Source organism: Streptomyces sp. NPDC057287 (assembly GCF_042667905.1).
Taxonomy (GTDB): Bacteria; Actinomycetota; Actinomycetes; order Streptomycetales; family Streptomycetaceae; genus Streptomyces.
The window spans coordinates 137,677-163,696 of sequence record NZ_JBHUYV010000002.1 but is presented as its reverse complement, the minus strand read 5'-3'; the positions used below and the strand labels follow the sequence as shown (position 1 = coordinate 163,696).

The following is a 26,020-nucleotide window of genomic DNA, read 5'->3' as shown; positions in this document are numbered from 1 at the left end:
CGCAGTCCCATCCTGGAAAACATGCCGAAAGGATAGACGGATGACCGACGACCTCGGCGGACGCCGCGTACTGGCGATCGTGAGCAACTACGGCGTCGAACAGGACGAACTCGTGCTGCCCGTACGGCAGATGCGTGCGGCCGGCGCCACGGTGGACATCGCGGCGGTCTCGAAGGACCCCGTCCGGACGCTCGTCGGCGACAAGGACCCGGGAGAACCCGTCCGCCCCACGCTCACCCTCGCCGACGCGGACCCGGCCGACTACGACCTGCTGCTCGTACCCGGCGGCACCCTCAACGCCGACACCCTGCGCCTGCAGGAGGCCACCACCCGGATCGTCCACTCGTTCACGACGACGGGCCGGCCGGTCGCCGCCATCTGCCACGGCCCCTGGGTACTCGTCGAGTCGGATGTCGTCAGGGGCAAGACGCTCACCTCCTACCCCTCGCTCCGGACGGACATCCGGAACGCGGGCGGCAGCTGGGTGGACACGTCCGTCGCCAAGGACGACGGCGGCGGATGGACCCTGATCACCTCGCGCACGCCCAAGGACCTGGACGACTTCATCAGCGAGATCGGCAAGGAGCTCTCGACGACGGCCTAGCGCCCGAGCGCCCTGCGCAGCTGCTCCTTGTTCATCGAGGACCGCCCCTCGACGTTGCGCTTCTTGGCCTCCTCGTACAGCTGGTCCCTCGTGGGCCCCTGAGCTCCGCTGTGCGACCGCTGCCCACCGCGCTCGGAGGCCGACTTGGGATCCCGCAGCGACGCCGGGCTCGCGGTCCTGGACTCTCCCGAGCGGGCCCGCTCCTTGTTCACGGTGCGCGCCGCGATCTCTTGCGCGCGCTTGGTGGAGGTGCCGCGGTCCTCGGCGCTCTCCTTGATGTGCTCGTACTGGCGTTCGCGCTTGGAGCTGGATCCTGTGGGCATGACGCCTCTCCTCACTGCCGGACGACGGTGGTGCACCGCCGCACCCACCACCCCACACCTTCGCCCTTGCGCCTGCCGGGCGGGAGGCCCGAACGGGGCACGGGCCGATCGCCGTGCGTGACCGTTCGAGATGCAGCCGCACCGGTGCGCTGATTCGCTGAGGGTGTCCGCTCCCCACAGATCCAGGAGTGATCATGAGCGTTGCAGGTGAGCCCGGCGGCCGAGCCAAGCAGCTGCGGGCCAAGGCGCAGGAACTCAACGAGGCCGCGGAGCGCGCCACCGATCCGGAGCAGCGGCAGCGGCTCCAGGACAAGGCCCGCCGCCTGCGGGAGCAGAGCGAGCAGGAGAGCTCCATGACCGACCGCGGCATGGACCCGATGGTCTAGGGCAGGGACCCGACGCCCCGCCCCGCCGGTGGTCCTCACCCGTACCCCCGTACGGAAGGATCACCGGCAGCAGCACGCACACTCCCCCGATCCCCACGGAGCCGCACCGCCGATGTCCACCCCCCATGACCCCTACGTCCGGGTGCGCGGCGCGCGCGAGCACAATCTCCGCGATGTGGACGTCGACATCCCGCGCGACGCCCTCGCGGTCTTCACCGGCGTCTCGGGGTCGGGGAAGTCCTCCCTGGCGTTCGGGACGATCTACGCGGAGGCGCAGCGGCGCTATTTCGAGTCGGTAGCCCCGTACGCCCGACGGCTGATCCACCAGGTGGGCGCTCCCGACGTCGGTGAGATCACCGGTCTGCCGCCCGCGGTGTCCCTGGAGCAGCGCCGGTCGGCGCCCGGGTCGCGCTCGTCGGTGGGTACGGTCACCACACTGTCCAACTCCCTGCGGATGCTCTTCTCCCGTGCCGGTGACTACCCGCCCGGCGCCGAGCGCCTCGACTCCGACTCCTTCTCGCCGAACACCGCGGCCGGGGCGTGCCCCGAGTGCCACGGACTGGGGCTGATCCACCGCACCACCGAGGAGCTGCTCGTACCCGAACCGTCGTTGTCGATCCGGGAGGGGGCGATCGCGGCCTGGCCGGGAGCCTGGCAGGGGAAGAACCTGCGCGACGTCCTGGACGCCCTGGGGTACGACATCGAGCGCCCCTGGCACGAGTTGGAGCCGGCCGACCGCGAGTGGATCCTGTTCACCGACGAGCAGCCGGTGGTGACGGTCCACCCGGTGCGTGACGCGGGCCGCATCCAACGTCCTTACCAGGGCACGTACATGAGCGCGCGCCGCTATGTGATGCACACCTTCGCGGACACCAGGAGCCGGTCACTGCGGGCGAAGGCGGAACGCTTCCTCACGAGCGCGCCGTGTCCGGTGTGCGGGGGCGGCCGGCTGCGGGCCGAGGCCATGGCGGTCACCTTCGCGGGCCGTACGATCGCCGACATCGTCGCGCTTCCCCTCACCGCCCTCACGGAGGTGCTGCTGGAGGCGGGCGGCGGTAGCGACACCGCTCGGGTGCTGACGGCCGATCTGCTGGCCAGGATCGAGCCGGTCACCGAGCTCGGTCTCGGCTATCTCAGCCTCGACCGTACGACCCCCTCCCTCTCCTCGGGCGAGCTTCAGCGGCTGAGGCTCGCCACTCAGCTGAGGTCGGGTCTGTTCGGCGTCGTCTATGTGCTGGACGAGCCGTCGGCAGGCCTCCACCCGGCCGACACCGAGTCACTCCTCGGCGTGCTCGGCAGGCTCAAGCAGGCGGGGAACACCGTCTTCGTGGTGGAGCACCAGATGGATGTGGTGCGGCAGGCCGACTGGCTGGTGGACGTGGGTCCCCTGGCGGGCGAGCACGGGGGCAGGGTGCTGCACAGCGGCCCCCCGGCGGACCTCGCCGGTGTGAGCGGGTCCGCGACCCGGCGATTCCTCTTCGACGAGGATCCGGCACCGGCCAGGGAGCCCCGCGTCCCGTCCGGCTGGATCACACTGCGCGGGGTCGACCTGCACAATGTGCGCGGCGTCGACGCCGCGTTCCCGCTCGGCGTGCTGACGGCGGTCACCGGCGTGTCCGGGTCGGGCAAGTCGACCCTCGTGGGCCAGGTCCTGGCGGGTGCGCTCGCCGACCGCCGGTCGGCGGAGCCGGCCGAGGATCCCGCCGCGCCGGTGGCACGGGGCTGCGCGTCGGCGGAGGGCCTGGAGGCGGTGGACAGGCTGGTACAGGTCGACCAGAAGCCCATCGGCCGCACCCCGCGGTCCAACCTGGCAACGTACACCGGGCTGTTCGACGTCGTACGGAAGCTCTTCGCGGAGACGGAGACGGCACGGGCGAGGAAGTACCGCGCGGGCCGGTTCTCGTTCAATGTGGCGGGCGGGCGGTGCGAGACCTGTCAGGGCGAGGGGTTCGTCTCGGTCGAGCTGCTGTTCCTGCCCAGTACGTACACCCCTTGCCCGGACTGCCACGGTGCGCGCTACAACCCGCAGACCCTCGAAGTCACCCTGCGCGGCCTCACGATCGCCGGGGTGCTGGACCTGACGGTCGAGGCGGCCGCCGGCTTCCTCGCCGGTACCCCGGCCGCCGAGCGCAGTCTGCGTGCCCTGCTCGACGTGGGGCTCGGCTATCTGCGCCTGGGGCAGCCGGCGACGGAGCTGTCGGGCGGCGAGGCGCAGCGGATCAAGCTCGCCACCGAGCTGCAGCGCGCCCGCAGGGGCCACACGCTGTACCTGCTGGACGAGCCGACGACCGGGCTGCATCCGGCCGATGTGGAGGTGCTGATGCGGCAGCTGCACGGTCTGGTGGACGCGGGGAGCACCGTGGTGGTCGTGGAGCACGACATGGCGGTGGTGGCCGGCGCGGACCAGGTGATCGATCTCGGGCCCGGGGGCGGGGACCGGGGCGGCAGGATCGTCGCCACCGGGACGCCGCGTGAGGTAGCCCGCGCGGCGGGGAGCCGTACGGCCGCGTACCTGGCGAAGGCGTTGCGGACCGTCCGACTCCCCGCCGGGTGAGGGCGCGGTCAGCGGCGCACCTTGCGGTTGGCGCGCAGCCACTCCTTGTTCATCGCGGTGATCGACGGGAGCGGGATGCCCTTGGGGCAGGCCGTCGCGCATTCGCCGGTGAGGGTGCAGCCGCCGAATCCCTCGTCGTCCATGGTGGCGACCATGTCGAGCACCCGGGTCTCCCTCTCGGGCGCGCCCTGAGGGAGCACGTTCAGGTGATTGATCTTGGCCGAGGTGAAGAGCATCGCCGAGCCGTTCGGGCAGGCGGCCACGCAGGCGCCGCAGCCGATGCACTCGGCGTGCTCGAAGGCGGAGTCGGCGTCGGGCTTGGGCACCGGTGTGGCGTGCGCGTCGGGCGCCGTACCGGTGGGCGCCGAGATGTATCCGCCGGACTGGATGATCCGGTCGAAGGAGGAACGGTCGACGACGAGGTCCTTCACGACCGGGAAGGCCGAGGCGCGCCACGGCTCGATGTCGATCGTGTCGCCGTCGCTGAAGGACCGCATGTGGAGCTGGCAGGTGGTGGTCCGCTCCGGGCCGTGCGCGTCGCCGTTGATGACGAGGCTGCACGCGCCGCAGATGCCTTCGCGGCAGTCGTGGTCGAAGGCGACGGGCTCGTCCCCGCCGAGGATGAGCTCCTCGTTGAGGGTGTCGAGCATCTCCAGGAACGACATGTCCTGGGAGATTCCGTCGACTTCGTAGGTGGCCATGGCGCCGGGCGCCTCGGCGTTCTGCTGGCGCCAGACGCGCAGGGTGAGCTTCATGCGTAGCTCCGCTGAGTGGGGTGTACGTACTCGAAGACCAGGTCTTCCTTGTGCAGGACGGGGGCGTCGCCGGTGGCGCTGAACTCCCAGGCGGCGGCGTAGGAGAACTCCTCGTCCCGGCGGGCGGCTTCGCCGTCCGCGGTCTGCGACTCCTCGCGGAAGTGGCCGCCGCAGGATTCGGCGCGGTGCAGGGCGTCGAGGCACATGAGCTCGGCGAGCTCCAGGTAGTCGACGACGCGGTTGGCCTTCTCCAGCGACTGGTTGAACTGTTCTCCGGTGCCGGGCACCTTGATGCGGCGCCAGAACTCCTCGCGGATCTGCGGGAGCCGGTCCAGGGCCTTCCGCAGCCCGTCCTCGGTGCGGGCCATCCCGCAGAACTCCCACATGAGTTCGCCGATCTCACGGTGGAAGGAGTCCGGTGTGCGGTCGCCGTCGACCGCGAGGAGCAGGTTGAGCCGGTCCTCGGTCTCGGCGACGGCCTCCGTGACCGCCGGGTGCCCGGCGTCGACCGCCTCGGTGTGCGGGTTGCGGGCGAGGTAGTCGTTGATGGTCGACGGCAGGACGAAGTAGCCGTCGGCGAGCCCCTGCATCAGGGCGGAGGCGCCGAGGCGGTTGGCTCCGTGGTCGGAGAAGTTGGCCTCGCCGATGGCGAAGAGGCCGGGGACGGTGGTCTGGAGGTCGTAGTCGACCCAGAGGCCGCCCATCGTGTAGTGCACGGCGGGATAGATGCGCATCGGCGTCTCGTACGGGTTCTCCGCGGTGATCCGTGCGTACATGTCGAAGAGGTTGCCGTACTTCTCCTCGACCTTCTTCCTGCCCATGCGCGCGATGGCCTCGGCGAAGTCGAGGTAGACGCCCTGACCGCCGGGTCCGACGCCTCGGCCCTCGTCGCAGACGTTCTTCGCGGCGCGGGATGCGATGTCGCGGGGCACGAGGTTGCCGAAGGCCGGGTAGATGCGCTCCAGGTAGTAGTCCCGCTCGTCCTCCGGGATCTGGTTGGCGGGGCGGTCGTCGCCCTTGGCCTTCGGGACCCAGATGCGCCCGTCGTTGCGCAGCGACTCGCTCATCAGCGTCAGCTTGGACTGGTGGTCACCGGTCCGTGGGATGCACGTGGGGTGGATCTGCGTGAAGCAGGGGTTGGCGAAGTACGCACCACGCCTGTGAGCACGCCAGATCGCGGTGGCGTTGGAGTTCATCGCGTTCGTCGACAGGTAGAAGACGTTGCCGTAGCCGCCGGTGGCCAGGACGACCGCGTCTGCGAAGTAGGTGTCGATCTTCCCGGTGACGAGGTCGCGGGCCACGATGCCGCGGGCCTTGCCGTCGACGACGATCAGGTCGAGCATCTCCGTGCGGGCGTGCAGTTCGACGTTGCCCGCGGCGATCTGGCGGGAGAGCGCCTGGTAGGCGCCGAGGAGGAGCTGCTGCCCCGTCTGGCCGCGGGCGTAGAAGGTACGGGAGACCTGGACCCCGCCGAAGGAGCGGTTGTCGAGGAGGCCGCCGTACTCGCGGGCGAAGGGGACGCCCTGGGCGACGCACTGGTCGATGATCTCCACGGAGATCTCGGCCAGGCGGTGGACGTTGGACTCGCGGGCGCGGAAGTCGCCGCCCTTGACGGTGTCGTAGAAGAGCCGGTGGACCGAGTCTCCGTCGTTGCGGTAGTTCTTGGCCGCGTTGATCCCGCCCTGGGCGGCGACGGAGTGGGCTCGCCTGGGCGAGTCCTGGAAGCAGAACTGGACGACGTGGTAGCCCTGTTCGGCGAGCGTCGCGCCGGCCGAGCCGCCGGCGAGGCCGGTGCCGACGACGATCACCGTGTGCTTGCGCCGGTTGGCCGGGTTGACCAGCTTCGCCTCGAAGCGTCGGGTGTCCCAGCGGTCGGCGACGGGTCCGTCCGGCGCCTTGGCATCGACGACGGGCTCGCCGGTGCGGTAGTTCGTGTAGTCGCTCATGTCAGCTCACCACTCCGGTCATCACGGCGACGGGCACGGAGACGAATCCGGCCGTCAGCACCACTGCGAAGGCAGTGGCGAGGGTCTTCAGGACGCGGTCCCGGGTCGCGCTGCCCACACCGAGGGTCTGCGCCGCACTCCAAAATCCGTGCTGGATGTGCAGGCCCAGGGCGAGCACGGCGACGATGTAGACGACGTTGCCGTACCAGGTCGAGAAGGTGTCGAGCACGTTCTGGTAGGGGTGCCCCGACTGGAATCCGCCGCTGTGCACCGTGCCCGTCGTGAGGTCCAGGATGTGCCAGACGATGAACAGCGCGAGGATGACGCCGCCGTAGCGCATGGTGCGCGTGGCATAGCTCGATCGCGCCTTCTTGTGGACGTACGCCGTGGGGCGCGCCCTGAGGTCACGGCGGCTCAGCTGGTACGCGGAGACCGCGTGCAGGACGACGGCCGCGACGAGCACCACACGGATGATCCACAGCGCCCACTCGTAGTGCAGGAAGGGCTCCCCTATGGTCCGGAGCCAGTGCGCGTAGTGGTTGAACTCGTCGGACCCGAAGAAGATCTTCAGATTCCCCAGCATGTGGACCGCCAGGTAACCGAGCATGATCAGGCCGCTCACAGCCATGATCGTCTTCTTGCCGACGGACGAGTCCCAGAGCGTGCGCGTCATGGACGGTCGTCGATCCGTCCGCGTTGCCAATGCCATGGACACGACGCTAGAGGTGCACAGCACCATCAGTCCAAGACATGAAATGACTGATCTCCATAGGTAAAAGCTATGAAGGCGCTATCGTCGGCTCCATGCACTTCCAGCAGCTCGCCTACTTCGTGGCCGTGGCCGAGGCCAGGCACTTCACCCGGGCCGCGGAGGAGGTGCACGTGTCGCAGCCCTCGCTGTCCCAGCAGATCAAGGCCCTGGAGAACGAACTGGGCGCCGAGCTGTTCAGCCGCGCGCGCGGCAACATCGCACTGACCGACGCCGGCGAGGCGCTGCTGCCACTGGCCCGCAGGATCCTGGCGGACGCGGACACCGCGCGGCACGAGGTGCTGGAGCTGGTGCAGCTGCGCCGGGGGCGGATCAGACTGGGAGCCACCCCGAGCGTCTGCACGGGGCTGCTGCCGGACGTGCTGCGCGCCTTCCACGGCGCCCACCCGGGTATCCAGCTCCTGATCGAGGAGGGCGGGTCCCACGACCTCGTACGGCAGCTGGCCAGGGGCGCTCTGGACCTGGCGCTGCTCGTGCTGCCGCTGCCCGCCGCCTCTCCGGCGCTCACCACCGTGGAGCTGCTCCACGAGGACCTGGTGGTGGTGTCATCGGCAACCCGGCCCGCTCCGGGGCGGAAGGGGTCCGTGCGCGTCGCCGACCTGGAGAACGAACCGCTGGTGATGTTCCGGCACGGCTACGACCTGCGGGAGCTGACCGTCGCCGCGTGCCGCGCGGAGGGCTTCGAGCCGTCGTTCACGGTGGAGGGCGGCGAGATGGACGCCGTGCTGGGCTTCGTACGTGCGGGGCTCGGGATCGCCGTCGTGCCGCGCATGGTCGCCGTGCGGGCAGGCCAGGATCTGCGGACGACCCCGCTGGCCTCGCCGGGGCTGCGGCGGACCATCGCGCTCGCGCACCGCAGCGACGTCGAACCTCCGCGTGCGGCGCGCGAGCTGCAGCGGATGCTCCTGGGGGCGGGTCCGCCCGCAGCGCCCCCGGCCGCCGGCGGGCCGGACCCGGCCGGCGGCTGAGGACTGCGTCTGCGGACCGCGCCCGAGGCGCCGGGCTGTCAGACCGCGTCGGCCAGCAGCAGTGAGTGGATCCGATCCGGGGCACCCGGCCGTGCGTAGTACCAGCCCTGGGCCGTGTCGCAGCCCAGCTGCCGCAGCTGCTCGGCCTGGGCGCCCGTCTCCACACCCTCGACCGTGACCGCGAGGTCCAGGCTGTGGGCGAGCGACACGATGCCTTCGACGATCTTCAGATCGACCGGGTCGGCAGGGTGGTGCTGCATGCCCTGGGTGAAGGAACGATCCAGTTTGAGCACGCTCACGGGCAGCCTGCGCAGGTTCGCCAGATTCGAGTAGCCCGTGCCGAAGTCGTCCAGCGCGATGTCGACGCCCATCTCCGCCAGCTGCCGCAGCGGCTTGAGCAGATCGTCGTCGGCGCCGATCAGCGCGGACTCCGTGACCTCGAGGCAGAGGGCGCCCGGCTCCAGGCCGGAGCGTTCCAGCACGTCGACGGTCTCGGCGACCAGGCTCGGGTGGTGCAGCTGGGTCGGGGAGAGGTTGACGTTGATGCGTAGGGGGCCGCCGTCGGTGTGACGTTCCTGCCAGAAGTTCGCCTGCCGCACGGACTCCTCCAGCACCCAGCGGCCGAGCGGCACGATCAGCCCGGTGTGCTCGGCGAGCGGGATGAACCGGTCCGGACCGAGCACACCGTGCTGCGGATGGCACCAGCGCACCAGCGCCTCGGCACCGTGCACGCTGCCGTCACCGAGGTGCACGAGCGGCTGGTACTCGATGAAGAACTCGCCCCGGTCCAGCGCGGCCGGGAGCGCCGTGGTCAGTCCATGACGGGTGATGGCGCGGGCGTCGGCCTCGGCGTCGGCGAGCGCGAAGCGGTTCCCGCCCGCCGCCTTGGCCCGGTACATCGTGATGTCGGCGCTGCGCAGCACCTCTGCGGCCGTGCGCTCGCCCGAAGGACCTTCGACGACGCCGATCGATCCGCGTACCGTCAGTTCCCGGCCGTCGAGGCGGATGGGCGTGGCGAGCGCCGAGAGGATGCGCCCGGCCAGCTCGTGGACCTCGTCCTGGGTGCGCGGTCCGGTCGTGAGAGCCACGAACTCGTCACCACCGAGCCGCGCGACCATCTCCCCCGGGGCCGTCCCACAGCTCTGCAGCCGGTCCGCGACCTCGACCAGGAGCCGGTCCCCCGCCGCGTGCCCCAGGCTGTCGTTGATCGCCTTGAAGCCGTCGAGGTCGAGATAGCAGAGCCCGAAGCGCATGCCCTCCCTGGGCGCGAGCGCCTTCTCCAGGCGCTCGAAGAACAGCGTCCGGTTGGGCAGGCCCGTGAGCGCGTCGTGGGTGGCCTCGTAGCGCAGCCGCAGGTTGAGCAGCCGGCGCTCCGTGGTGTCCTCCATGAGGGCCAGCTGGTACTCCGGCCGCCCCTCCGAGTCCCGCAGCAGCGACACGGTGAGGTTGGTCCACAGCACGGTGCCGTCGTTGCGGTAGTACGGCTTCTCGACGCTGTAGTGCTCGCGCTCGCCGCGTACCAGCTCGTCGTAGTACTTCCAGACGTGCGGTGAGTCCTCGGGGTGCACCCACTCGTTCACCTTGTGGCTGCGGACGTGGTTCTCCAGGCCGCCGAACATCCTGGTCAGCGTGTCGTTGATCTCCAGGATGTTCCCGTCGAGGTCGGCGATGCCGATCCCGACGGCGGCGTCCTTGAAGACGGCGCGGAAGCGTGCCTCGGTGGCGTGCAGGGCCTGTTCGGCGTGCGAGCGAGCGGTGAGCGCCGAGCGGGCGATGGCCTCCTGCTCGGCGAGCGTCCGTTCCCGCAGGGCCTGGCTGAAGCCGCCGGCGAGCGCGTGCTGGATCCGTGCGCACCGGGCCCGGCTGTCCTCGGTCGACAGCTCCACCGGTCCGTTGCCGCCGCAGTAGAGGACCAGGTAGGAGTCGACGACGCCGAGGGTCGAGCTCAGGGCGTCGGGATCCGTGCAGTGCGCGGCGACCAGCGCGGCTCCGACGGCGTGCGCCGGGGTCGCGTCGAAGATCCGTGTGTGCAGGATGCCGTTGAGCTCCCGGGCGAGAGGCAGCAGATGCTCCTCGAACTCCGGGCGGGTCAAGGAGGTGGCCGTGGAGGGGAAGATCGCCCGGCTCCAGATGGTGGCGAATCTCCGGAGCCGGCCCTCGGGGCCGTCGGGTTCCGCGTCCGGGGCACCGGACGACTGGACGGGAATGCTCACGCCTTGCGTCCAACACCGGCGAAGCCCGAGAAGGCGAACGGATCTTCCTGCGCGAGCGTCTCGGGGGACTCCGGACGCCACTCGGGCATGGAGACGAGGCCGGGGTCGACCATCTCGTACCCCTCGAAGAAGCGGCTGATCTCCGTGCGCGAACGCATGATCAGCGGATTGCGGATGGTCCGGTAGACACCGACCGTCCCGCCGGCCTCCTCCTCGCTGAGCGGAATCCCCTCGTACGAGGCGTGGGTCAGGATCAGCAGGCTGCCGGGAGCCAGTGCGTTGCGCAGTTCCGCGACCGCCGCGTAGGGCTCGTCGGAGTCCTCGATGAAGTGGAGCACCGCCACCAGGAGCAGCGCCACCGGCTTGTCGAGGTCGAGGAAGCCGTTGATCTCCGGGTGCGCCAGGAGTTCCTGGGGTTTGCGCAGGTCCGCGGCGGCGATGACGGCCCGCTCGTTGCCCTCGAGCACCGCCTGGCTGTGGGCGACCGCGACCGAGTCGTGGTCGACGTAGGCGATCCGGGCCTCGGGGTCGGCTGCCTGCGCGACTTCATGGACATTGCCGAAGGTCGGTATGCCTGACCCTATGTCCAGGAACTGATTGACGCCCGCCGTGGTGGCGTAGTGCACGGCCCGCCGCATAAAGGCCCGATTCGCCTGCATGACCTTGGGCAGGCCCGGCATGAACTCCATGGCCTTGCGGGCCGCTTCCCTGTCCACCTCGAAATTGTGCGAACCGCCCAGGTAGAAATCGTACATGCGGGACACGCTCGGCACTGAGATGTCAATGCCCTGCGGTGCCCAGGCGGGACGCTCCATCGATGTCTCCAACAAGTCGCCACGGCGATCCGGCCATGTTCATGGTCAGTGTTGACCAGAGGCTACTGATCGACCGCCAAGAGAGCGAGTGGAAACGGAAATTAGAGATCCGTTATTGGTCACACACCGGAGGCATGTGCGACCGGCCCGTCGCTGCGTGTGCGCATTCGGCGACGGACCGGCACCACAGGGCTGTCGAGTCCTACTTGGGAGCCCCGACCAACTTCGCGTCGGGCGAGACCGCGTACCATGTCCCCCCGACACCTTGGCCGTTGGTGTCCCCGGGCTTCTTGTCCCCGGAGAAGGTGTAGACGGGCCAGCAGTCGAGCGACTGCTGCTTGATGCCGTCCGGCCGATTGAAGGTGACAAATCCCTTCGTGGTGACTCCGTCGACGTCATTCTTCTGCACAGGGTCGACGACCGGCCACTTTTCCAGACAGGCACCCGTGCAGGCGGACTTCATCGGCCACGCCGAGTCCTTCTTGAAGCGGTAAACCGTCATGCCGCGCTTGTCGACGACGACATCGCCCAGTTCCGGGTCCTTGCGGACCGAAAGTCCGGCAAGATCGGCCTCTTCGCCGCTGGAAGGCCCGTCCGCGTTCACCGCCGCTTTCTTTCCGTCGGGAGCGGCGGCGAACCATGTGTTTCCGACACCCTGCCCCTTGGCATCCCCCGGAGCGGCGTCCTGGGCATAGCGGTACATCGGCCAGCCCGCGACGGTCAGCTGCTTGGTCCCGTCGGTCCGAGTGACCTCGCCGATCAGCGAAGCCTCGGTCCCGGCGGCGGCCGTGGCATTCTCCGCGGGCACCGCGGGCCAGGCCTTCGCACAGTCGCCCTCGCAATTCGACGCGGGTGGTTCGGCGGTGTCCTTGTCGAACCGGTAGAGGGTGAAGCCCTCGCTGTCGGTCAGCACCTCGCCCAGCTTCTTGCTGTCCCACACCGCGAGTTGCCCGGCCTGCTTCGGTGCCGTGCCCGAGTCCGCGCCGGATCCGTACCCGCCGTCGGAGCCGTAGCCGCTGTCCGCCGGGGCCTGTGCGGGGGCGGCGTTGCCCACGGTCTGGCCGTTGGGGGACGCACTGCCCTTCTCCTGACCGCACGCCGTCGTCAGCGCCAGCAGGGCCACCGCCGTCATCGCGAGCGAGGCGTTCCGCCAGGTATCCATGTCGACTCCCGTTGTCCTCTGCCGTCCGGGACGCGAGTCCGCGCCTTTCGTGGCCCTAGGTACGGTCCGCCGGTGGTCAGTTGTTCAAAGTTCCGGGGAAAAAGTTTTGCCGGGCGCAAACGCGAATCGCCGAATGTCCCCACCATCAGGCGAATCGTCTCCCAGGTCCGCGTGTCCGGCGGCCGGAAGGAACATGCTCCCCGGCGTGTACGGATCACGCATATGGCGGCTGACGGCCGCCACCCTTCTCCTGCTGCTCGCCGCACCGCTGCCGGCGGCCGGTGACGACTGCGCGGTCGCCTCCATCGGGCAGGGGGACGGCGGCTCCTCCATCGCGGTGGCTGGAGAGGGGCGGTGCGGCGCTGTCATCGCCGAACCCGAACCCGAACCCGAGCCGGCGCCGCCTCCACCTCCGCCCCCTCCACCACCACCGCCACCGCCTCCCCCGCCGCCACCACCACCACCACCACCGCCTCCTCCCCCGCCGCCGCCTCCACCGCCTATCGCTGCGCCTCCCGCCCCGCCGCCGCCCGAACCGGAACCGGCACCGGAACCCCCGCCACCACCGACCGTGCGCCCCGCGCCACCGCCCCCCGCGCCCGTCGCGCTGCCCACCTACCGGAAACCGCCCCGCAAGACGCCCCGGAGCGGGCCGTCACTCGTCTCGCTCACCCTTCTGATCACCGCACCCGCCGTCTTCGCCGTGGCCGTGCTGCGGCCCCGCTCCTCCCGCTGACCGAAGAAGGGAACCCATGTCGGAATGGCTTGTTCTGACCATTGCCATGGCGTCGGCCTGCGCCGTCGTCCTGACCACCGCTGTTCTCAGCAACCGCCGCATCGCCGACGACGACGATCCGTCCGAGACCCCCGATGTCATCGAGTACATGACGATGATGATCGGCGTGGTGTACGCGATCGTCCTCGGTCTGGCCATCGCGGGTGTCTGGGAGGGCAGGAGCGCCGCCCAGGAGTCGGTGCGCCTGGAGGCCCAGGCGCTGCACGAGGTGAGCGCCCGGTCGGCCGTCTACCCCGTCGAGGTGCGCGACCGCATCCGCACCGATGTCGACGCGTACGTCGCCCATGTCGTCGGTGACGAGTGGAGGTGGATGACGGATCACGGGGGTCTCACCGAGGAGGGCACCAGGCTGCTCGACCGGGTGCGGGCCGACGTCACGGAGTACAAGCCGCAGAACGACCACGAAGGCCAGGCGTACCAGCCGCTGGTGGACCAGGTGGCCGCCGTCGACGACGCGCGCGGGGCCCGGGGGCAGAACGCGGGCGCGACCATGCCCGGGGTGGTCTGGTTCGGCCTGATCACCGGGGCCGTGGTCACGGTCGGGCTGATCTTCACCCTCCAGATCCGCAGAACCTTCCGGGAACTGCTGCTGGCGGGGCTCTTCAGCGTCCTGATCGCGTTCCTGCTCTTCCTGATCTGGGACTTCGACGCGCCGTTCGGCCGGGGGATCTCGGCGACCACGGCTCCCTTCGTCGATCTGTTCCCGCACGCCACGGGCGGATAGCCGCCCGCCCCGCACCGCTGTGTCCCCCGGCCGGTCCCCCGGCCGGGGGACAAGGCTGCCCCATTCGCCTGACCCCGATAGCGGGTGGTATGCGGCACTTCTACCGTTTCGGCATCGAGGGGCATCTCTCCTGTCTGGCGGAAATCCGTTCCGCGGGTGCTCCTCGGGACCCGGAGGATTCACCATGCGCGCGATACGTGTCGCTCCCGTCGCCCTGTTGGGCGCCGCCGCCTGCTTTCTGACGGCACCGGCCGCATCGGCCGATGTGCTGACCGGCGGCACGTCCACCTCGTTCACGCCGACCATCACACCGTCGACGGTCGCGCCGGGAGGCCAGGTCACTCTCGGCGCCATGGGGTGCACCACCGACGCGACCGCGTTCTCGGGCGTGTTCGACACGACCACCATTCCCAGCGGGAGGTCGGCCACGGCCACGGTCGACGCGGACGCCAGGCGCGGCGCTGTCTACGAGGTGACCTTCCGCTGCGGCAGCACGACGCGGTCGGCGAACCTGACCATCACGAGCGGCGCCACCGCCTCCCCCACCACCGCTCCCACGACCAGTTCCACCGCCTCACCCAGCGGCGTGCTGGGCGGCCTCGGCGGCAGCGTCGACACCATGGACCCCGCCGAGATCGCAGCCGGCTCCGCACTGGTGGCGGTCGCTTCGGCCGGCGCCTTCTACGTCCTGCGCAAGCGGCGCACCGGCCGTCAGCACTGACCGTCCGACACCGCGTACAGACGCACGACAGTCGCCCCGGGTCCTGATCCAGGACTCGGGGCGACGGGCGTATCGGGCCGGGCGGGAGGTTCGAGCCGTCAGATCGCCGCATCGCTCATCCGGCGACGACGGACGACGAAGACGGCACCGCCGACGGCTGCCGCCGCGACGAGACCGCCACCGACCTGCATCTCGACGGAGCTGGGCCCCATCGATCCGCCGAGGCCGCCCTGCGCGCCCCGTGAGGGGAGCACGGTGAAGCGGGCCGTCGCGACCGGGTCGCCGTTGCCACCCTGGCCGCCACCGTTGCCACCCTGGCCACCGTTACCGCCACCGTTGCCACCCTGGCCGCCATTGCCGCCACCGTTGCCACCCTGGCCGCCATTGCCGCCCTGGCCGCCGTTACCGCCGCCATTGCCGCCACCCTGGCCGCCGTTACCGCCGCCATTGCCGCCCTGGCCGCCGTTGCCCTGGCCGCGGTCGCCTCCGTTGCCGCCGCCGAAGTTGTTGTCGCTGTCGTTGCACCGCACGGAGAGGCTGTACTGACCGGGCGTCGCGTTGTCCCGGATACGCGCGGTGGCGTAGCCGACCCGGCCCGGCGAGAGGTTCACCGTCGGGAACGCGTTCGACCACACCCTGCCGCCGGAGCGCCCGCAGCCCTCCGCGCTGACCTGCATCGTGGCGCCCTGGAAGACCGAGGACGGATTGACGGTGACGTTGGTCGGGAAGTTGCTCGGGTTGCTGCCCGGCCCACCTCCGGCGGCGGCCAGCGGAGCGGCGAGCCCGACCGCCGCGAATGCGGTCGCGGTCACCGCGAGAGCGCGTGAAGCACGCATCTTCGAACCTCCAGCGGGAAGCGCCCCGGAGTCTTGTCCTCCGGGATCAGTCGACGAATACGCGTCCCATGACGAACCCTCACCAGATACCGCACATGTCGCACTTCGGCACTGCTCCACCCCGGTGAGCCGACACGCCGTGGGCGGTGTACGTGATCTGACGGAGCCGCAGGTCACGGACCGTCAGAACTTTTATCCGCTCATTACTCCGAAGAGCAGACCCCGCCGCCGGCGCCGGTCGGCCGCCACCCGTTCGCTCCTCCCTGATCGCCGGGTCACCGCCCCGCGCCTAGCGTGACGATGTCGCGACGAAGGGAGAACCATGGGCCGGGACCAGTGGGGCGCCGAGCGGAGCAGACGCACACCGTGGGGCGCGATCGCCCTGGTGATGCTCACCGGGCTCGCTCTCATGCGCAACGGCGTGGAGACGTCCCCGGGGCCGCCGCAGCCCGCCGCCGCGGCTTCGGTGGCCGGCGTCCGGGACGCGACGGTGTCCGCACCGGTCGAGGGCGAGCCCGTACAGCCGCTCGCGTACGCTCCCGCCGAGCGCATCCAGATTCCCTCGATCCAGGTCGACGCGCCCGTCGTCGATGTGAATCTGGACCCGGCGGGCTGGATCGAGGCACCGCCCCCCCAGGACCCGAATCTCGCCGGCTGGTACCAGAACGGCATCGCCCCGGGCCAGCGCGGGACCGCCGTGATGGTCGGCCATGTCGACAACCTCGCCGGGCCGGCGGTCTTCTACGGCCTGGGCTCCCTCGGCAAGGGCAGGCAGATCGAGGTGTCCCGCTACGACAACCGGGTCGCCGTGTTCGAGATCTACGGCGTCGAGGTCTTCTCCAAGCACGACTTCCCCGGCGCCCGGGTGTACGGCGACACCGGGTATGCCGAGCTCCGGGTCATCACCTGCGGCGGGGGTTACTCGAAGGCCAACGGCTACGACGGGAACGTGGTGGTCTTCGCCCGGCTGGTCGAGACGCGGTAGCCGGAACGGACACCGGCCGCATCAGCTGCGGTGCGGAACGGTCGGGCGGTATCCCCTCTCGAGGAGCGCGGGCAGGTACCGCCGGAGGGCGGCCACGCTCTGGGACCGGTTGCCGCCCGCGTCGTGCGACAGCACCACGACGCCGGGCGCGGCGCCCTTCTTGACCCGGCGGACGATGGTGTCGGTGCCCGGGGTCGTCCAGTCCAGGGTGTCGACGGTCCAGGCCATCGGTTCCATGCCCATCGCGGCGCCGATCTCGAAGGAGTTGCGGTTCCAGGCGCCGTAGGGCGCCCGGTACCAGAGCGGCGGAGCGCCCAGCGTCTTCTCGATCACCTCGCTGGTGCTGCCGAGTTCGTCGCGGATCGCGCCGCGGGAGAGCTTCGGGATGAGGGGGTGCGACCAGGAATGGTTGCCGACCACGTGCCCGTCGTCGGCCATCTCCCGGAGCAGGTCACGGTTGTCGGTCGCCATCTCGCCGCAGACGAAGAACATCGCCCGTACACCGTACCGGCGCAGTGTGGCCAGGATGTCCGGCGTGTACCGGGGGTCGGGGCCGTCGTCGAAGGTGAGCACCATGGCATCGCTGCCCAGCTCGGGAAGCTCCTCGAACGGCCGGGTGCGGACGGGCGGCGCGGCCGGGCGGAAGCGGGACGGAGTGGTCGAGGTCATGGGCCGCAGCCGGTAGGTGCCCGGGCCGGCCTGGACCCGTGCGGGGGGCCCGGCGACAGGAGCCGGCGGCTCGCCGCCAGGACGCACGGGAGTGCCGGCCGGGTCTGCCGCGATCATGCGCACCGCGGTGGCGGCCCCCAGCGTGAGGGCCAGACGCAGGAGAGTACGACGATCCGCTGCAATCTGATCATGCTTCATGACCAACTGCTCGCACGGAGTCGTGCCCCTGCCCGCCGCCGACACCGGGGACGAGGTGTTTTGCACCCGATGGATGGAGTGTCCCGGCCGCATCCGGCGGCCGGCCCCTGGCCCCGTGGAGGCGCCGGAGGCGCCCGAGGGGGGAGCGGCTACCCTCGGGGCCGTGACAGACCAGCAACACCACCGGTTCGAGCGCGGCACGGACGGTCCCAAGGTGATCGTCGCGGGCCTCGACGGATCCGAGTCCTCGATGCGGGCCGCGGCGTACGCGGCGGGCCTCGCCCGCAGGCAGAACGCGATGCTCGCCCTCGTCTACGTCCAGCCGGTGATGACGGCCGGCGCCTCGTTGGGGGCACCGGTCGCCGAGACGACCGGTGAGGTCGCCGAGGGGCTGGTGAACGAGATCAGGACGGCGACGGAGCGGCTCAAGGACATATGGAACGTCCGCTGGGAGTTCCACACGTTCCGGGGGGATCCGTACAACGGGCTCGTGACGGCGGCCGACGAGCTGAAGGCGGACGCCGTGATCGTGGGCGCATCGGAGTCCGCCGGGCACCGTTTCATCGGCTCGGTGGCGGTCCGGCTCGTGAAGGCCGGGCGCTGGCCGGTCACGGTCGTGCCGTAACACCCCGCCCACGGCTTCCCGCGGTGACGGGTTCCGTGCCGGCCGGGCGGGATCGACGCGTCCCGTGCGCGACGGGCGTCACCTGCCGGCCACGAGACCGTCCTGGCCGCCGCCGCGGCTCAGGACGGCCCGGTGGATCCGGTCGCGGATCTCCTCGAGCCGGCCGCCCTCCCCTGCGGTCACCGGGCTCTTCGGATCCAGGGAGACGACGCGTCCCGCCGCGGGGTCGAACCACTGCGGAATGAATTCGGCCTTCTTCACGACCCATCTCTCCCCGGCTCTCGCCGGCGGCGCGAAGGTGAAGCGGCCCATCGAGCTCTCGTTGCCGCGCGGGTCCTGGACCCCTTCGTGGTTGGTCATGGCACCGGCGACCTGATCGCCCATGCCGTACACGATCCACGTTCCGTTGACCTTCTCGTACGCCTGCGGGACATGGGCGTGCGTACCGAGGATCAGGTCGATGTCGGGGCGTCCACCGGTGCCGGAGGCCGTGAGCTCGCGGCCGAGTCCGACCTGGACGTCGTCGGGGCCGTCCTGCCACTCGGTTCCCCAGTGCAGGGACACGACGACCACGTCGGCTCCGGCCTTGCGGGCGGCCCTGGCGTCCGCCACGATCCGTCCCCTGTCGATCAGGTTGACCGCCCAGGGCCGACCGGCGGGCAGCGGCACGTCGTTGGTGCCGTAGGTGTACGCGAGGTGGGCGACCTTCGCCGCGTCCTTGTCCTTGCCCGCCCTGAGCAGAGTGGGCCGGGTCGCCTCCTCGGCCGAGCGTGCGGATCCCGCGTGCGCGACGCCCGCACGGTCCAGCGCGTCGAGCGTGCGTCCGACGCCCTGGGCGCCGTCGTCCAGGGTGTGGTTGGAGGCGGTGGAGCAGGAGTCGAAGCCGGTGGCGCGCAGCGCGGTCGCCACCTCGGGCGGCGACTTGAAGGACGGGTAGCCGGTGTAGGGGCCGCCTTCCTGGCCGTACGCGGTCTCCATGTGGCAGATGGCCAGATCCGCTCCCGAGACCGCGGGGGCGGCGCCCTTGAGCATCGGACGGAAGTCGTAGCCCCTGCCGCCGGCGTCGGCTGCGGCGCGGTCGATGATCGAGGAGTGCGGCAGGATGTCGCCCGAGGCCAGCAGCGTGAAGCCGCCCGCCCCCTCCGCTCCCCCGGCCCCCGCGCCGTTCGCACCCCGCTCGGCGGATGGGTGCCGGCCCGCGAAACCGGGGGTCCCGGACGGTTGGCCGGTACAGGCTGTTGCGGTGGCGAGCAGGCCGGCGACTGCGATCGCCGCGCCCGGTCGGATGCGCTTCGTCATCTGCACGACTCCCAGTTCGCATGATTTCGGCCATCCGAATACACATATATTCATACTGGCGAGTCAAGGACAAAGGCGCCGAAGTACCTGAATCGGCCGTATCGTCGCCGCCCGACCGTTCACCGCACCACTCGCCGCTCCGTGCGACCGCTCGGCGCACGCCTCGGTACACCGCCTGTTCCCCCGAGCCCCGATGCGTTCGTATACGCCAGGCGGGAGCGAGGCGTCAGGGGCCTCTTCGGGAAAGGACGTTCATGATGACCACGGCGACAACCGATGAGCGGGCCCTCACGGAGCTGCAGCGGGAACACGGGCCCGCGCTCTTCCACTTCCTGCTGGGACTGACCTTCGGCGACCGGCAGCGGGCCGAGGACCTGCTCCAGGAGACGCTGGTACGCGCCTGGCAGCATCCCGAGGCCTTCGACGCTCCGTACGACTCGATGCGCCCGTGGCTCTTCACCGTGGCCCGCCGGCTGGCCATCGACGCCCGCAGGTCCCGCCAGGCACGGCCGGCGGAAGTCAGCGACGTGGTTCTGGAGAGCGCACCCGCCCAGGAGGACACGGCGGACTCGGCGGTCCACGCCCTCGACGTGCGCGAGGCCGTGCGGACGCTCAGCCCCGAGCACCGCGCGGTGCTCGTGCAGATCTACTTCCGGGGGCTCAGCGTGGGCGAGACCGCGCAGGTTCTCGGCATACCCGCGGGCACCGTCAAGTCCCGCTCGTACTACGCGCTGCGGCTGCTGAGCCGTAATCTTCCCGGCTACTCCAGCAGGTCGTCCGCGTTGAGCAGCGCGAGCAGGGACACCGCCTCGGCAACCTCCACATAGGCGGCGGCGCATGACTCGCACCGCTGGATGTGCCGGGCGACCGGACCGCTCTCCTCCGTCTCCAGGGCATCGAGCACGTAGGCACCCAGCAGCCGGTGCACATGCGGGTCGTCACCGCGGTCGGCCGTCATCGCACCTCGAATCTCCCGACGGATCCTGCCCTTCTGCCCACGCGGGGCGCGTGCCCCCGGTTCAATGCTGCGTGTAGCCCGGTGCCGAGTCGACGAAAGAGGCGAGACGGGATGCGTCCCGAACATCACGAAGGAACCGGTGGGGGCGGGCTGCTGGTCCCGATGGCCTGGCTGTACTCCGAGTACATCGCCGACGAAGTGTTGGAGACCGGCGACCTGATGGAGCCGACGACCCTGGAGTACCGCGCGGGGCGCGATGCCCTCGCCCTGACGATCTTCCTCTCCGACGGGGCGGTCGCCGAGGAGCTCCCCGCGGCGCGGATGGACGAGCTCCGGCTGCTCACGGCGTACGGCGCGGCCTGGCGACGCTGGGTCTGCGCGCGGCTGGAGGCGCTGGAGCGGCCGACCGCCCCGGCGGGGGTCGCAGATCCCGACCTGGCGCTGGCGCGGGCCGCCTGGCGGTGGCTGGAGGAGACCGAGCTGCTGGCCGCGGACCTCGACGCGATCGGCCCGCCGCCCTGGGAGCCGGTCGGCGACGAGGAGGAGGACAACGAGGCGCAGGTGTGGACGCCGGCCTGGCAGCTGGGTCTGCCGCTCGGCCATCTGGCCGTCCATCTGTACTGACGCGCGGGCGGACGGTTCCGGTCAGGAACCGTGGACACCCGCCCGGTACTTGGGCAGCCGCAGGGTGATCTTCATGCCTGCCCCGACACCTGTCTCGATGACGAGCCCGTACTCGTCGCCGTAGACCTGGCGGAGCCGTTCGTCCACATTGAGCAGACCGATGCCGGTGGAGGTGCCGCCCTCGCCCCGCAGGATCCGGCGGAGACGGTCCGGCTCCATCCCGGCGCCGTCGTCCTCGATGACGACCTCCGCCTCGGCTCCGGCGTCCAGCGCACTGATCGTGATGCGGATCGGGGCGTCCCCCGGCCGTGCGGAGCCCAGGGCACGCGGAAGCGTGACGGCGCCCTCCAGGCCGTGCTTGACGGCGTTCTCGACCAGGGGCTGGAGGCAGAGGAACGGGAGCGAGACGGGCAGCACCTCCGGGGCCACCTGGAGGGTCACCGAGAGCCGGTCACCGAAGCGAGCCCTCACCAGCGCCAAGTACTGGTCGATGGAGTGGAGTTCGTCGGCCAGAGTGGTGAACTCCCCGTGCCGGCGGAACGAGTAACGGGTGAAGTCGGCGAATTCCAGCAGGAGCTCACGCGCACGCTCGGGGTCGGTCCGGACGAACGACGCGATCGCGGCCAGTGAGTTGAAGATGAAGTGCGGGGAGATCTGAGCCCGCAGCGCCTTGATCTCGGCCTCGATGAGCTGTGTACGGGAGCGGTCGAGCTCGGCGAGTTCCAGCTGTACGCAGACCCAGCGGGCGACCTCGCCCGCCGCCCTGGCCAGCACCGCCGATTCCCTGGGCGCGTAGGCGACGAGCGTGCCGAGCACCCGGTGGTCGACCGTCAGCGGCACGGCGACGGCCCAGCGCAGCGGGCAGTCGAGGTCACCGCAGTCGCTGTGGAAGGCGGTGTCCCTGCCGCTGTCGAGGACACCCCGCACCTGGTGCATCACGTCCGTGCCGTGGTGGTCGCCCTCTCCGTCCCACACCAGCACCTGGTCGCGGTCGGTGAGGCACAGGGCTTCGGTGCCGAGGAGCGAGCGCAGCCCGCGCGCCGACCGGCGCGCGCTCTCCTCGGTGAGTCCCGCGCGCAGCGGCGGCGCAGCGAGCGAGGCCGTGTGCAGAGTCGCGAACGTGGCGTGCTCCACGGGCGTGCCCACATCACTGCTGCGTACGGGACGGGCGGTGCGGCCCAGGAGGAAGCCCGTGCCGAACAGCAGCAGGGCGAGCACGGCGATGGCGGCGATCCCGGCCCCGGTCATCGCCCGCGCCCCGAGGTCAGCGCTTCGGGCAGATGGAATCGGGTCATGGCCGCGTTGGTGCCCTGCGGTATCCGTCCCGGGGTGGCCAGCGAGACCAGGATCATCGCGAGGAAGCCGACCGGTACGGACCAGACGGCCGGCCAGGCGAGCAGTGCGTGCGGCCACCCGGGCGGACGCACGGCGCCGCTGACCGTGATGGCCACCGAGAGCAGCGCGGAGCCCCCGCCGAGCAGCAGGCCGGCGATCGCGCCGGGCGGGGTGAGCCGCCGCCACCAGATACCGAGGACGAGCAGGGGGCAGAAGGACGACGCGGAGACCGCGAAGGCCATCCCGACGGCGTCGGCCACCGGCACCCGGCTTACCACGAGGGAGCCGGCCAGCGGTACGGCGATGGCCAGGACGGTCGCCAGCCGGAAGTGCCGTACACCGCCCGAGGGCAGGACGTCCTGGGTGATCACTCCGGCGACGGCCATCGTGAGTCCGGAGGCCGTGGAGAGGAACGCGGCGAACGCGCCGCCGGCGAGGAGCGCACCGAGCAGATCGCCGCCGAGACCTCCGATCACCCGCGCGGGCAGCAGCAGGACGGCGGCGTCGGCGTCGCCCCCGTGCATGAGCTCGGGCGCGTACAGCCGGCCCAGAGCCCCGTAGACCGGGGGCAGCAGATAGAACAGGCCGACCAGGGCGAGGACGGCGACGGTGGTGCGGCGGGCGTCGCGGCCGTTGGGGCTGGTGTAGAAGCGGACCACCACGTGCGGCAGGCCCATGGTGCCGAGGAAGGTCGCCACGATCAGTCCGTACGTCGCGTAGAGCGGATGGTCGGCCCGGAACACGGAGATCTGCTCGTCGAAGCTGACACGGGGGCGGCCGTCGCCCTGCCAGGCCAGCACCAGGAAGATCGCGGGCACCAGCAGCGCGGTGAGCTTCAGCCAGTACTGGAACACCTGCACGAAGGTGATCGAGCGCATGCCTCCCGCCGCGACGGCGACCACCACGACGGAGGCGACGAGTACGTCGCCGAGCCAGCCGGGGGCGCCGGTGAGGATCTTCAGCGTGAGGCCGGCCCCCTGGAGCTGCGGCACCAGGTACACCCAGCCGGCGCCGACGACGAAGACGCTGACCAGGCGGCGGACCTGTCGCGACTCGAGACGCCCCTCGGCGAAGTCGGGCAGCGTGTACGCGCCCGAGCGGCGTAGCGGAGCGGCGACGAACACCAGCAGCACGAGGTAACCGGCGGTGTATCCGACCGGGTACCAGAGCATGTCGGGGCCGTGCACCAGCACCAGGCCGGCGATGCCGAGGAACGAGGCCGCTGACAGGTACTCGCCGCTGATCGCCGCGGCGTTGAGCCTCGGACGCACGGTGCGCGACGCGACGTAGAAGTCGGAGGTCGTACGGGAGATCCGCAGCCCGAACCCGCCCACGAGGACGGTGGCCAGGACGACGAGGGCGACCGCCGCCACCGCTGCGGGGTGGTCGGGTGCGCTCACGGTGCGGGAAGGTCTTCCACGAGTCTGGCGAAGTCGCGCTCGTTGCGCTCGGCCCGGCGCACGTACCACCACGCGGCCAGCGTGAGCGGCGGGTAGGTGGTGAAGCCGAGCACCGCCCAGACGACGGCGTTGCTGCCGAGGGCCTCGAAGACCAGGGGAAGGGTTCCCGCGACCAGGGCGAGGACGGCGAAGGCGGTGAGCCCGGCGCGGAGCTGGCTGCGCATCAGGGAGCGGACGTAGGCGCCGCCGAGGGCGGTCTGCTCGTCGATCTCCGACTGGGCGCGGTAACGGGGCAGCGGACGCACCCTCCGGGGCTCGCCCATGACCACTTCACGGCGGGGCGTGCTCTCTGCGGACATGGGCCCGGAGTGTAGGCGGCGCGGGGGCCCGCTGGGAAGGGGCTGCCCCGGGTAGGGCCAGGTCAGCGGCCGGTCTGCCGCATCAGCAGATCGCGCAGGGCACGGGTGTGACGACGGCTGACCGCTAGCTCGGCGTCCCCGATGCGGACGCTCATGCTGCCGGCGTCGAGCCGGAGCTCGTCGATCCGGTTCAACGCCACGAGGTGACGGCGGTGGATGCGTACGAACCCCCGGGTGCGCCAGCGTTCCTCCAGGGTCGTGAGCGGTATCCGGACGAGATGACTGCCGGTCGCGGTGTGCAGCCTGGCGTAGTCGCCCTGGGCCTCTGCGTAGGCGATGTCGTCGACGGCCACGAAGCGGATGATCCCGCCCAGTTCCACCGCGACCTGGTCGGCGGCAGCGTCGTGGACGGACGCGGAGCGTTCGCCGACCTGCTCGGCTGCCCGGCGTACCGCCTCGGCAAGGCGCTCGCGGCGGACGGGCTTGAGGACGTAGTCGACGGCCTTGAGGTCGAAGGCGTGCACGGCGAAGCCTTCGTGGGCGGTGACGAAGACGATGAGCGGGGGTGCCGCGAAGCCGGCGAGGAGCTGCGCCACGTCGAGTCCGGTCAGCCCGGCCATGTGGATGTCCAGGAACACGACGTCGATCGCCGACGGGTCCTCAGGTCCGGCGTCGACGGCTCCGCCGATGCGGCGCAGCGCCTCGGTGGCACCTGTGGCACCCTCGGCGCTCCGGATCCGGGGATCGGCACGCAGGAGGTAGAGGAGTTCCTCCAGGGCGGGTTCTTCGTCGTCGACGGCGAGTACGCGCAGCATGAGGCCGGAGTTTAGGTGCTCCACCCGTGTGGTGGCGTGAGTGATTCACGGGTTCGTCACGTATCTGGGACCATGCGCGCCATCGAACTTCACCGCGACGCCGGAGCCTACGCGCTAGGGGTGCTCGGGGCTGCCGACACCTGCCTCTTCGAGGAGCACCTGGCGGAGTGCGCCGCGTGTGTGGTGCAGGTGCGCGAGTTCGGCGCGGTGGTGGCGCACCTGGCGGTGTACGCGCACGCGCTGCCGCCCGGGGGCGCCCCGCCGCCCGCGCGGTGGCGCCGGCGGACCGGGCCTACTTGAGGAGGCGGGAGAGCCGCCGGTCGGCGAGCGGTCTGCCGCCGGTCTGGCAGGTGGGGCAGTACTGCAGTGACGAGTCGCTGAACGACACCTCCAGCACGGTGTCGCCGCAGACGGGGCAGGGCTGCCCGGTGCGGCCGTGGACGCGCATGCTGCTCTTCTTCTCGGCCTTGAGGCGCCCCGCCGCCATGCCCCGGGATCGCTCGACGGCGTCCTTGAGCGTGGTGCGCATGGCGTTGTACAGGTGGGTGATGTCGTGGTCGCCGAGGCTGGTGGTGAGCTTGAACGGCGACATCTTCGCGACGTGCAGGATCTCGTCGCTGTAGGCGTTGCCGATGCCCGCGATCAGCGACTGGTCGCGCAGCGCGCCCTTGACCTGCCGGCGCTCCGCGCCGAGCACCGCCGCGAAGGCGTCCCGGTCGAAGGAGTCGGCGAGCGGATCGGGCCCGAGGCGCGCCACCCCGGGCACGTCGGCGGGGTCGTGGACCAGGTGGACGGCGAGGCGCTTGGTGGTGCCCATCTCGGTCAGGTCGAAGCCGTCGCCGCCGGTGAGGACCGTCCGCAGGGCGAGCGGCCCCTTGCCGGGACGCGGCGGGGCCGCGGGGAAGCTGTCCTTCCACTGCAGCCAGCCCGCCCGCGCCAGGTGGATGAGCAGGTGGAGCTCCCCTGCCGTGATGTCGAGGAACTTTCCGTGCCGGGCAACCGAGGTGACGGTGGCGCCCTCCAGGGCGGCGGGCTGCGGGTCGTACGTCTTCATGACGCTGATCGTGAGCGGCAGGACGCGGGCGATCTCCTTGCCGACCAGATGGTCGTCGAGGAAGTCCCGCAGGGCTTCGACTTCCGGCAGTTCGGGCATGACTCCAGCCTGCCGCAGCGACCGTGTG

28 protein-coding genes are annotated in these 26,020 nt (G+C 70.8%); 12 read left to right on the top strand and 16 right to left on the bottom strand.

The features are described 5' to 3' along the window. Nucleotides 1–40 precede the first annotated feature (40 nt). Nucleotides 41–604 carry a type 1 glutamine amidotransferase domain-containing protein gene (locus ACFUNE_RS04015; RefSeq protein WP_383561949.1) on the top strand — a complete coding sequence of 188 codons (564 nt, stop codon included), beginning with the start codon at nucleotides 41–43 and terminating at the stop codon, nucleotides 602–604. Here ACFUNE_RS04015 and ACFUNE_RS04010 read toward each other — a convergent pair. Further along, on the bottom strand, nucleotides 601–927 hold the full coding sequence (locus ACFUNE_RS04010) for a plasmid stabilization protein (protein ID WP_383561947.1): 327 nt from the start codon (nucleotides 925–927) through the stop codon (nucleotides 601–603). The two genes, ACFUNE_RS04015 and ACFUNE_RS04010, sit on opposite strands and share 4 nt — an antisense overlap. 194 nt (nucleotides 928–1,121) lie before the next feature. Between ACFUNE_RS04010 and ACFUNE_RS04005 the strand changes: the two genes are divergently transcribed. Together ACFUNE_RS04005 and ACFUNE_RS04000 are read left to right on the top strand one after the other, a co-directional pair. Continuing rightward, nucleotides 1,122–1,313: a DUF6381 family protein gene (locus ACFUNE_RS04005; protein ID WP_383561945.1), complete on the top strand. Its 192-nt coding sequence runs from the start codon at nucleotides 1,122–1,124 to the stop codon at nucleotides 1,311–1,313. A 112-nt stretch (nucleotides 1,314–1,425) separates the two neighbouring features. Beyond that, nucleotides 1,426–3,867 (top strand): ABC transporter, encoded by a 2,442-nt coding sequence (locus ACFUNE_RS04000; RefSeq protein WP_383561943.1) that lies wholly within the window; start codon nucleotides 1,426–1,428, stop codon nucleotides 3,865–3,867. Between the two features lie 8 nt (nucleotides 3,868–3,875). Here the strand turns inward: ACFUNE_RS04000 and ACFUNE_RS03995 are convergent, their stop codons facing one another. From ACFUNE_RS03995 to ACFUNE_RS03985, 3 genes are read right to left on the bottom strand one after another with little or no spacing between them, the layout of a single operon-like run. Then, the gene (locus ACFUNE_RS03995; protein WP_383561941.1) at nucleotides 3,876–4,622 is read right to left on the bottom strand and encodes a succinate dehydrogenase/fumarate reductase iron-sulfur subunit; all 747 of its coding nucleotides are present in this window, start codon (nucleotides 4,620–4,622) and stop codon (nucleotides 3,876–3,878) included. Then, nucleotides 4,619–6,568: a fumarate reductase/succinate dehydrogenase flavoprotein subunit gene (locus ACFUNE_RS03990; RefSeq protein ID WP_383561939.1), complete on the bottom strand. Its 1,950-nt coding sequence runs from the start codon at nucleotides 6,566–6,568 to the stop codon at nucleotides 4,619–4,621. Before ACFUNE_RS03990 ends, ACFUNE_RS03995 begins: the two co-directional genes overlap by 4 nt. A 1-nt stretch (nucleotide 6,569) precedes the next feature. Next, nucleotides 6,570–7,277 (bottom strand): succinate dehydrogenase, encoded by a 708-nt coding sequence (locus tag ACFUNE_RS03985; protein ID WP_383561937.1) that lies wholly within the window; start codon nucleotides 7,275–7,277, stop codon nucleotides 6,570–6,572. A gap of 95 nt (nucleotides 7,278–7,372) precedes the next feature. On the opposite strand from ACFUNE_RS03985, the gene ACFUNE_RS03980 reads away from it, so the two are divergent. Then, complete coding sequence (locus tag ACFUNE_RS03980; RefSeq protein WP_383561935.1) at nucleotides 7,373–8,305, top strand: LysR family transcriptional regulator; 933 nt, start codon at nucleotides 7,373–7,375, stop codon at nucleotides 8,303–8,305. A gap of 38 nt (nucleotides 8,306–8,343) precedes the next feature. On the opposite strand, the gene ACFUNE_RS03975 is transcribed toward ACFUNE_RS03980, so the two are convergent. From ACFUNE_RS03975 to ACFUNE_RS03965, 3 genes are all read right to left on the bottom strand, one after another. Next, nucleotides 8,344–10,518, bottom strand: coding sequence for a putative bifunctional diguanylate cyclase/phosphodiesterase (locus ACFUNE_RS03975; protein ID WP_383561933.1), 2,175 nt, complete (start codon nucleotides 10,516–10,518; stop codon nucleotides 8,344–8,346). Continuing rightward, the gene (locus ACFUNE_RS03970) at nucleotides 10,515–11,333 is read right to left on the bottom strand and encodes an SAM-dependent methyltransferase (protein ID WP_383561931.1); all 819 of its coding nucleotides are present in this window, start codon (nucleotides 11,331–11,333) and stop codon (nucleotides 10,515–10,517) included. The genes ACFUNE_RS03975 and ACFUNE_RS03970 overlap by 4 nt, the downstream gene beginning before the upstream one ends. Before the next feature lie 202 nt (nucleotides 11,334–11,535). Next, complete coding sequence (locus ACFUNE_RS03965; RefSeq protein ID WP_383561929.1) at nucleotides 11,536–12,495, bottom strand: SCO0930 family lipoprotein; 960 nt, start codon at nucleotides 12,493–12,495, stop codon at nucleotides 11,536–11,538. A 571-nt stretch (nucleotides 12,496–13,066) separates the two neighbouring features. On the opposite strand from ACFUNE_RS03965, the gene ACFUNE_RS03960 reads away from it, so the two are divergent. From ACFUNE_RS03960 to ACFUNE_RS03950, 3 genes are all read left to right on the top strand, one after another. Beyond that, the gene (locus ACFUNE_RS03960; RefSeq protein ID WP_383561927.1) at nucleotides 13,067–13,231 is read left to right on the top strand and encodes a hypothetical protein; all 165 of its coding nucleotides are present in this window, start codon (nucleotides 13,067–13,069) and stop codon (nucleotides 13,229–13,231) included. Nucleotides 13,232–13,247: 16 nt separating this feature from the next. Next, a complete protein-coding gene (locus ACFUNE_RS03955) occupies nucleotides 13,248–14,015 on the top strand; it encodes a hypothetical protein (protein ID WP_383561925.1) in 768 nt (255 codons plus the stop codon). Between the two features lie 184 nt (nucleotides 14,016–14,199). After that, nucleotides 14,200–14,736 carry a hypothetical protein gene (locus ACFUNE_RS03950; protein WP_383561923.1) on the top strand — a complete coding sequence of 179 codons (537 nt, stop codon included), beginning with the start codon at nucleotides 14,200–14,202 and terminating at the stop codon, nucleotides 14,734–14,736. Between the two features lie 98 nt (nucleotides 14,737–14,834). Here ACFUNE_RS03950 and ACFUNE_RS03945 read toward each other — a convergent pair whose 3' ends face one another. After that, complete coding sequence (locus ACFUNE_RS03945) at nucleotides 14,835–15,572, bottom strand: hypothetical protein (protein ID WP_383563082.1); 738 nt, start codon at nucleotides 15,570–15,572, stop codon at nucleotides 14,835–14,837. Between the two features lie 322 nt (nucleotides 15,573–15,894). Here ACFUNE_RS03945 and ACFUNE_RS03940 point away from each other — a divergent pair, with 322 nt between their 5' ends. Continuing rightward, on the top strand, nucleotides 15,895–16,557 hold the full coding sequence (locus ACFUNE_RS03940) for a class F sortase (protein WP_383561921.1): 663 nt from the start codon (nucleotides 15,895–15,897) through the stop codon (nucleotides 16,555–16,557). Between the two features lie 21 nt (nucleotides 16,558–16,578). On the opposite strand, the gene ACFUNE_RS03935 is transcribed toward ACFUNE_RS03940, so the two are convergent. After that, on the bottom strand, nucleotides 16,579–17,424 hold the full coding sequence (locus ACFUNE_RS03935) for a polysaccharide deacetylase family protein (RefSeq protein ID WP_383561919.1): 846 nt from the start codon (nucleotides 17,422–17,424) through the stop codon (nucleotides 16,579–16,581). A gap of 163 nt (nucleotides 17,425–17,587) precedes the next feature. Between ACFUNE_RS03935 and ACFUNE_RS03930 the strand changes: the two genes are divergently transcribed. Further along, the gene (locus tag ACFUNE_RS03930) at nucleotides 17,588–18,049 is read left to right on the top strand and encodes a universal stress protein (protein ID WP_383561917.1); all 462 of its coding nucleotides are present in this window, start codon (nucleotides 17,588–17,590) and stop codon (nucleotides 18,047–18,049) included. A gap of 78 nt (nucleotides 18,050–18,127) precedes the next feature. On the opposite strand, the gene ACFUNE_RS03925 is transcribed toward ACFUNE_RS03930, so the two are convergent. Then, complete coding sequence (locus ACFUNE_RS03925; RefSeq protein WP_383561915.1) at nucleotides 18,128–19,348, bottom strand: CapA family protein; 1,221 nt, start codon at nucleotides 19,346–19,348, stop codon at nucleotides 18,128–18,130. Nucleotides 19,349–19,602: 254 nt separating this feature from the next. Between ACFUNE_RS03925 and ACFUNE_RS03920 the strand changes: the two genes are divergently transcribed. Further along, the gene (locus ACFUNE_RS03920; RefSeq protein WP_383561913.1) at nucleotides 19,603–20,175 is read left to right on the top strand and encodes a sigma-70 family RNA polymerase sigma factor; all 573 of its coding nucleotides are present in this window, start codon (nucleotides 19,603–19,605) and stop codon (nucleotides 20,173–20,175) included. Here ACFUNE_RS03920 and ACFUNE_RS03915 read toward each other — a convergent pair. After that, complete coding sequence (locus ACFUNE_RS03915; RefSeq protein WP_383561911.1) at nucleotides 20,109–20,306, bottom strand: zf-HC2 domain-containing protein; 198 nt, start codon at nucleotides 20,304–20,306, stop codon at nucleotides 20,109–20,111. The genes ACFUNE_RS03920 and ACFUNE_RS03915 overlap by 67 nt on opposite strands. A 111-nt stretch (nucleotides 20,307–20,417) precedes the next feature. On the opposite strand from ACFUNE_RS03915, the gene ACFUNE_RS03910 reads away from it, so the two are divergent. After that, the gene (locus tag ACFUNE_RS03910; RefSeq protein WP_383561909.1) at nucleotides 20,418–20,930 is read left to right on the top strand and encodes a hypothetical protein; all 513 of its coding nucleotides are present in this window, start codon (nucleotides 20,418–20,420) and stop codon (nucleotides 20,928–20,930) included. A gap of 21 nt (nucleotides 20,931–20,951) precedes the next feature. Here the strand turns inward: ACFUNE_RS03910 and ACFUNE_RS03905 are convergent, their stop codons facing one another. The 4 genes from ACFUNE_RS03905 to ACFUNE_RS03890 all read right to left on the bottom strand — a co-directional run bounded on the left by ACFUNE_RS03905 (nucleotide 20,952) and on the right by ACFUNE_RS03890 (nucleotide 24,839). Then, nucleotides 20,952–22,178, bottom strand: a complete 1,227-nt coding sequence (locus ACFUNE_RS03905) for a sensor histidine kinase (protein ID WP_383561907.1) — start codon at nucleotides 22,176–22,178, stop codon at nucleotides 20,952–20,954. After that, entirely contained in the window at nucleotides 22,175–23,665 is a 1,491-nt protein-coding gene (locus ACFUNE_RS03900; RefSeq protein WP_383561905.1) for a cation acetate symporter, read from the bottom strand. The genes ACFUNE_RS03905 and ACFUNE_RS03900 overlap by 4 nt, the downstream gene beginning before the upstream one ends. Further along, nucleotides 23,662–24,024 (bottom strand): hypothetical protein, encoded by a 363-nt coding sequence (locus ACFUNE_RS03895; protein ID WP_383561903.1) that lies wholly within the window; start codon nucleotides 24,022–24,024, stop codon nucleotides 23,662–23,664. Before ACFUNE_RS03895 ends, ACFUNE_RS03900 begins: the two co-directional genes overlap by 4 nt. A gap of 62 nt (nucleotides 24,025–24,086) precedes the next feature. After that, nucleotides 24,087–24,839 (bottom strand): LytR/AlgR family response regulator transcription factor, encoded by a 753-nt coding sequence (locus ACFUNE_RS03890; RefSeq protein ID WP_383561901.1) that lies wholly within the window; start codon nucleotides 24,837–24,839, stop codon nucleotides 24,087–24,089. Between the two features lie 72 nt (nucleotides 24,840–24,911). On the opposite strand from ACFUNE_RS03890, the gene ACFUNE_RS03885 reads away from it, so the two are divergent. Next, a complete protein-coding gene (locus tag ACFUNE_RS03885; protein ID WP_383561899.1) occupies nucleotides 24,912–25,139 on the top strand; it encodes a zf-HC2 domain-containing protein in 228 nt (75 codons plus the stop codon). On the opposite strand, the gene ACFUNE_RS03880 is transcribed toward ACFUNE_RS03885, so the two are convergent. Continuing rightward, nucleotides 25,132–25,992: an Fpg/Nei family DNA glycosylase gene (locus ACFUNE_RS03880; RefSeq protein WP_383561897.1), complete on the bottom strand. Its 861-nt coding sequence runs from the start codon at nucleotides 25,990–25,992 to the stop codon at nucleotides 25,132–25,134. The genes ACFUNE_RS03885 and ACFUNE_RS03880 overlap by 8 nt on opposite strands. Nucleotides 25,993–26,020 lie beyond the last annotated feature (28 nt).

Bases quoted from the DNA above. Each gene is read 5' to 3' on its own strand.
- ACFUNE_RS04005 (WP_383561945.1), top strand. From the start codon at position 1,122: ATGAGCGTTGCAGGTGAGCCCGGCGGCCGAGCCAAGCAGCTGCGGGCC.
- ACFUNE_RS03945 (WP_383563082.1), bottom strand. From the start codon at position 15,572: ATGCGTGCTTCACGCGCTCTCGCGGTGACCGCGACCGCATTCGCGGCG.
- ACFUNE_RS03890 (WP_383561901.1), bottom strand. From the start codon at position 24,839: ATGCTGCGCGTACTCGCCGTCGACGACGAAGAACCCGCCCTGGAGGAA.
- ACFUNE_RS03915 (WP_383561911.1), bottom strand. From the start codon at position 20,306: ATGACGGCCGACCGCGGTGACGACCCGCATGTGCACCGGCTGCTGGGT.
- ACFUNE_RS03935 (WP_383561919.1), bottom strand. From the start codon at position 17,424: ATGAAGCATGATCAGATTGCAGCGGATCGTCGTACTCTCCTGCGTCTG.
- ACFUNE_RS03965 (WP_383561929.1), bottom strand. From the start codon at position 12,495: ATGGATACCTGGCGGAACGCCTCGCTCGCGATGACGGCGGTGGCCCTG.
- ACFUNE_RS03980 (WP_383561935.1), top strand. From the start codon at position 7,373: ATGCACTTCCAGCAGCTCGCCTACTTCGTGGCCGTGGCCGAGGCCAGG.
- ACFUNE_RS03955 (WP_383561925.1), top strand. From the start codon at position 13,248: ATGTCGGAATGGCTTGTTCTGACCATTGCCATGGCGTCGGCCTGCGCC.
- ACFUNE_RS03990 (WP_383561939.1), bottom strand. From the start codon at position 6,568: ATGAGCGACTACACGAACTACCGCACCGGCGAGCCCGTCGTCGATGCC.
- ACFUNE_RS03940 (WP_383561921.1), top strand. From the start codon at position 15,895: ATGGGCCGGGACCAGTGGGGCGCCGAGCGGAGCAGACGCACACCGTGG.
- ACFUNE_RS03920 (WP_383561913.1), top strand. From the start codon at position 19,603: ATGATGACCACGGCGACAACCGATGAGCGGGCCCTCACGGAGCTGCAG.
- ACFUNE_RS03970 (WP_383561931.1), bottom strand. From the start codon at position 11,333: ATGGAGCGTCCCGCCTGGGCACCGCAGGGCATTGACATCTCAGTGCCG.
- ACFUNE_RS03950 (WP_383561923.1), top strand. From the start codon at position 14,200: ATGCGCGCGATACGTGTCGCTCCCGTCGCCCTGTTGGGCGCCGCCGCC.
- ACFUNE_RS03895 (WP_383561903.1), bottom strand. From the start codon at position 24,024: ATGTCCGCAGAGAGCACGCCCCGCCGTGAAGTGGTCATGGGCGAGCCC.
- ACFUNE_RS03925 (WP_383561915.1), bottom strand. From the start codon at position 19,348: ATGACGAAGCGCATCCGACCGGGCGCGGCGATCGCAGTCGCCGGCCTG.
- ACFUNE_RS03885 (WP_383561899.1), top strand. From the start codon at position 24,912: ATGCGCGCCATCGAACTTCACCGCGACGCCGGAGCCTACGCGCTAGGG.
- ACFUNE_RS03985 (WP_383561937.1), bottom strand. From the start codon at position 7,277: ATGGCATTGGCAACGCGGACGGATCGACGACCGTCCATGACGCGCACG.
- ACFUNE_RS04000 (WP_383561943.1), top strand. From the start codon at position 1,426: ATGTCCACCCCCCATGACCCCTACGTCCGGGTGCGCGGCGCGCGCGAG.
- ACFUNE_RS04010 (WP_383561947.1), bottom strand. From the start codon at position 927: ATGCCCACAGGATCCAGCTCCAAGCGCGAACGCCAGTACGAGCACATC.
- ACFUNE_RS03995 (WP_383561941.1), bottom strand. From the start codon at position 4,622: ATGAAGCTCACCCTGCGCGTCTGGCGCCAGCAGAACGCCGAGGCGCCC.
- ACFUNE_RS03880 (WP_383561897.1), bottom strand. From the start codon at position 25,992: ATGCCCGAACTGCCGGAAGTCGAAGCCCTGCGGGACTTCCTCGACGAC.
- ACFUNE_RS04015 (WP_383561949.1), top strand. From the start codon at position 41: ATGACCGACGACCTCGGCGGACGCCGCGTACTGGCGATCGTGAGCAAC.
- ACFUNE_RS03905 (WP_383561907.1), bottom strand. From the start codon at position 22,178: ATGACCGGGGCCGGGATCGCCGCCATCGCCGTGCTCGCCCTGCTGCTG.
- ACFUNE_RS03910 (WP_383561909.1), top strand. From the start codon at position 20,418: ATGCGTCCCGAACATCACGAAGGAACCGGTGGGGGCGGGCTGCTGGTC.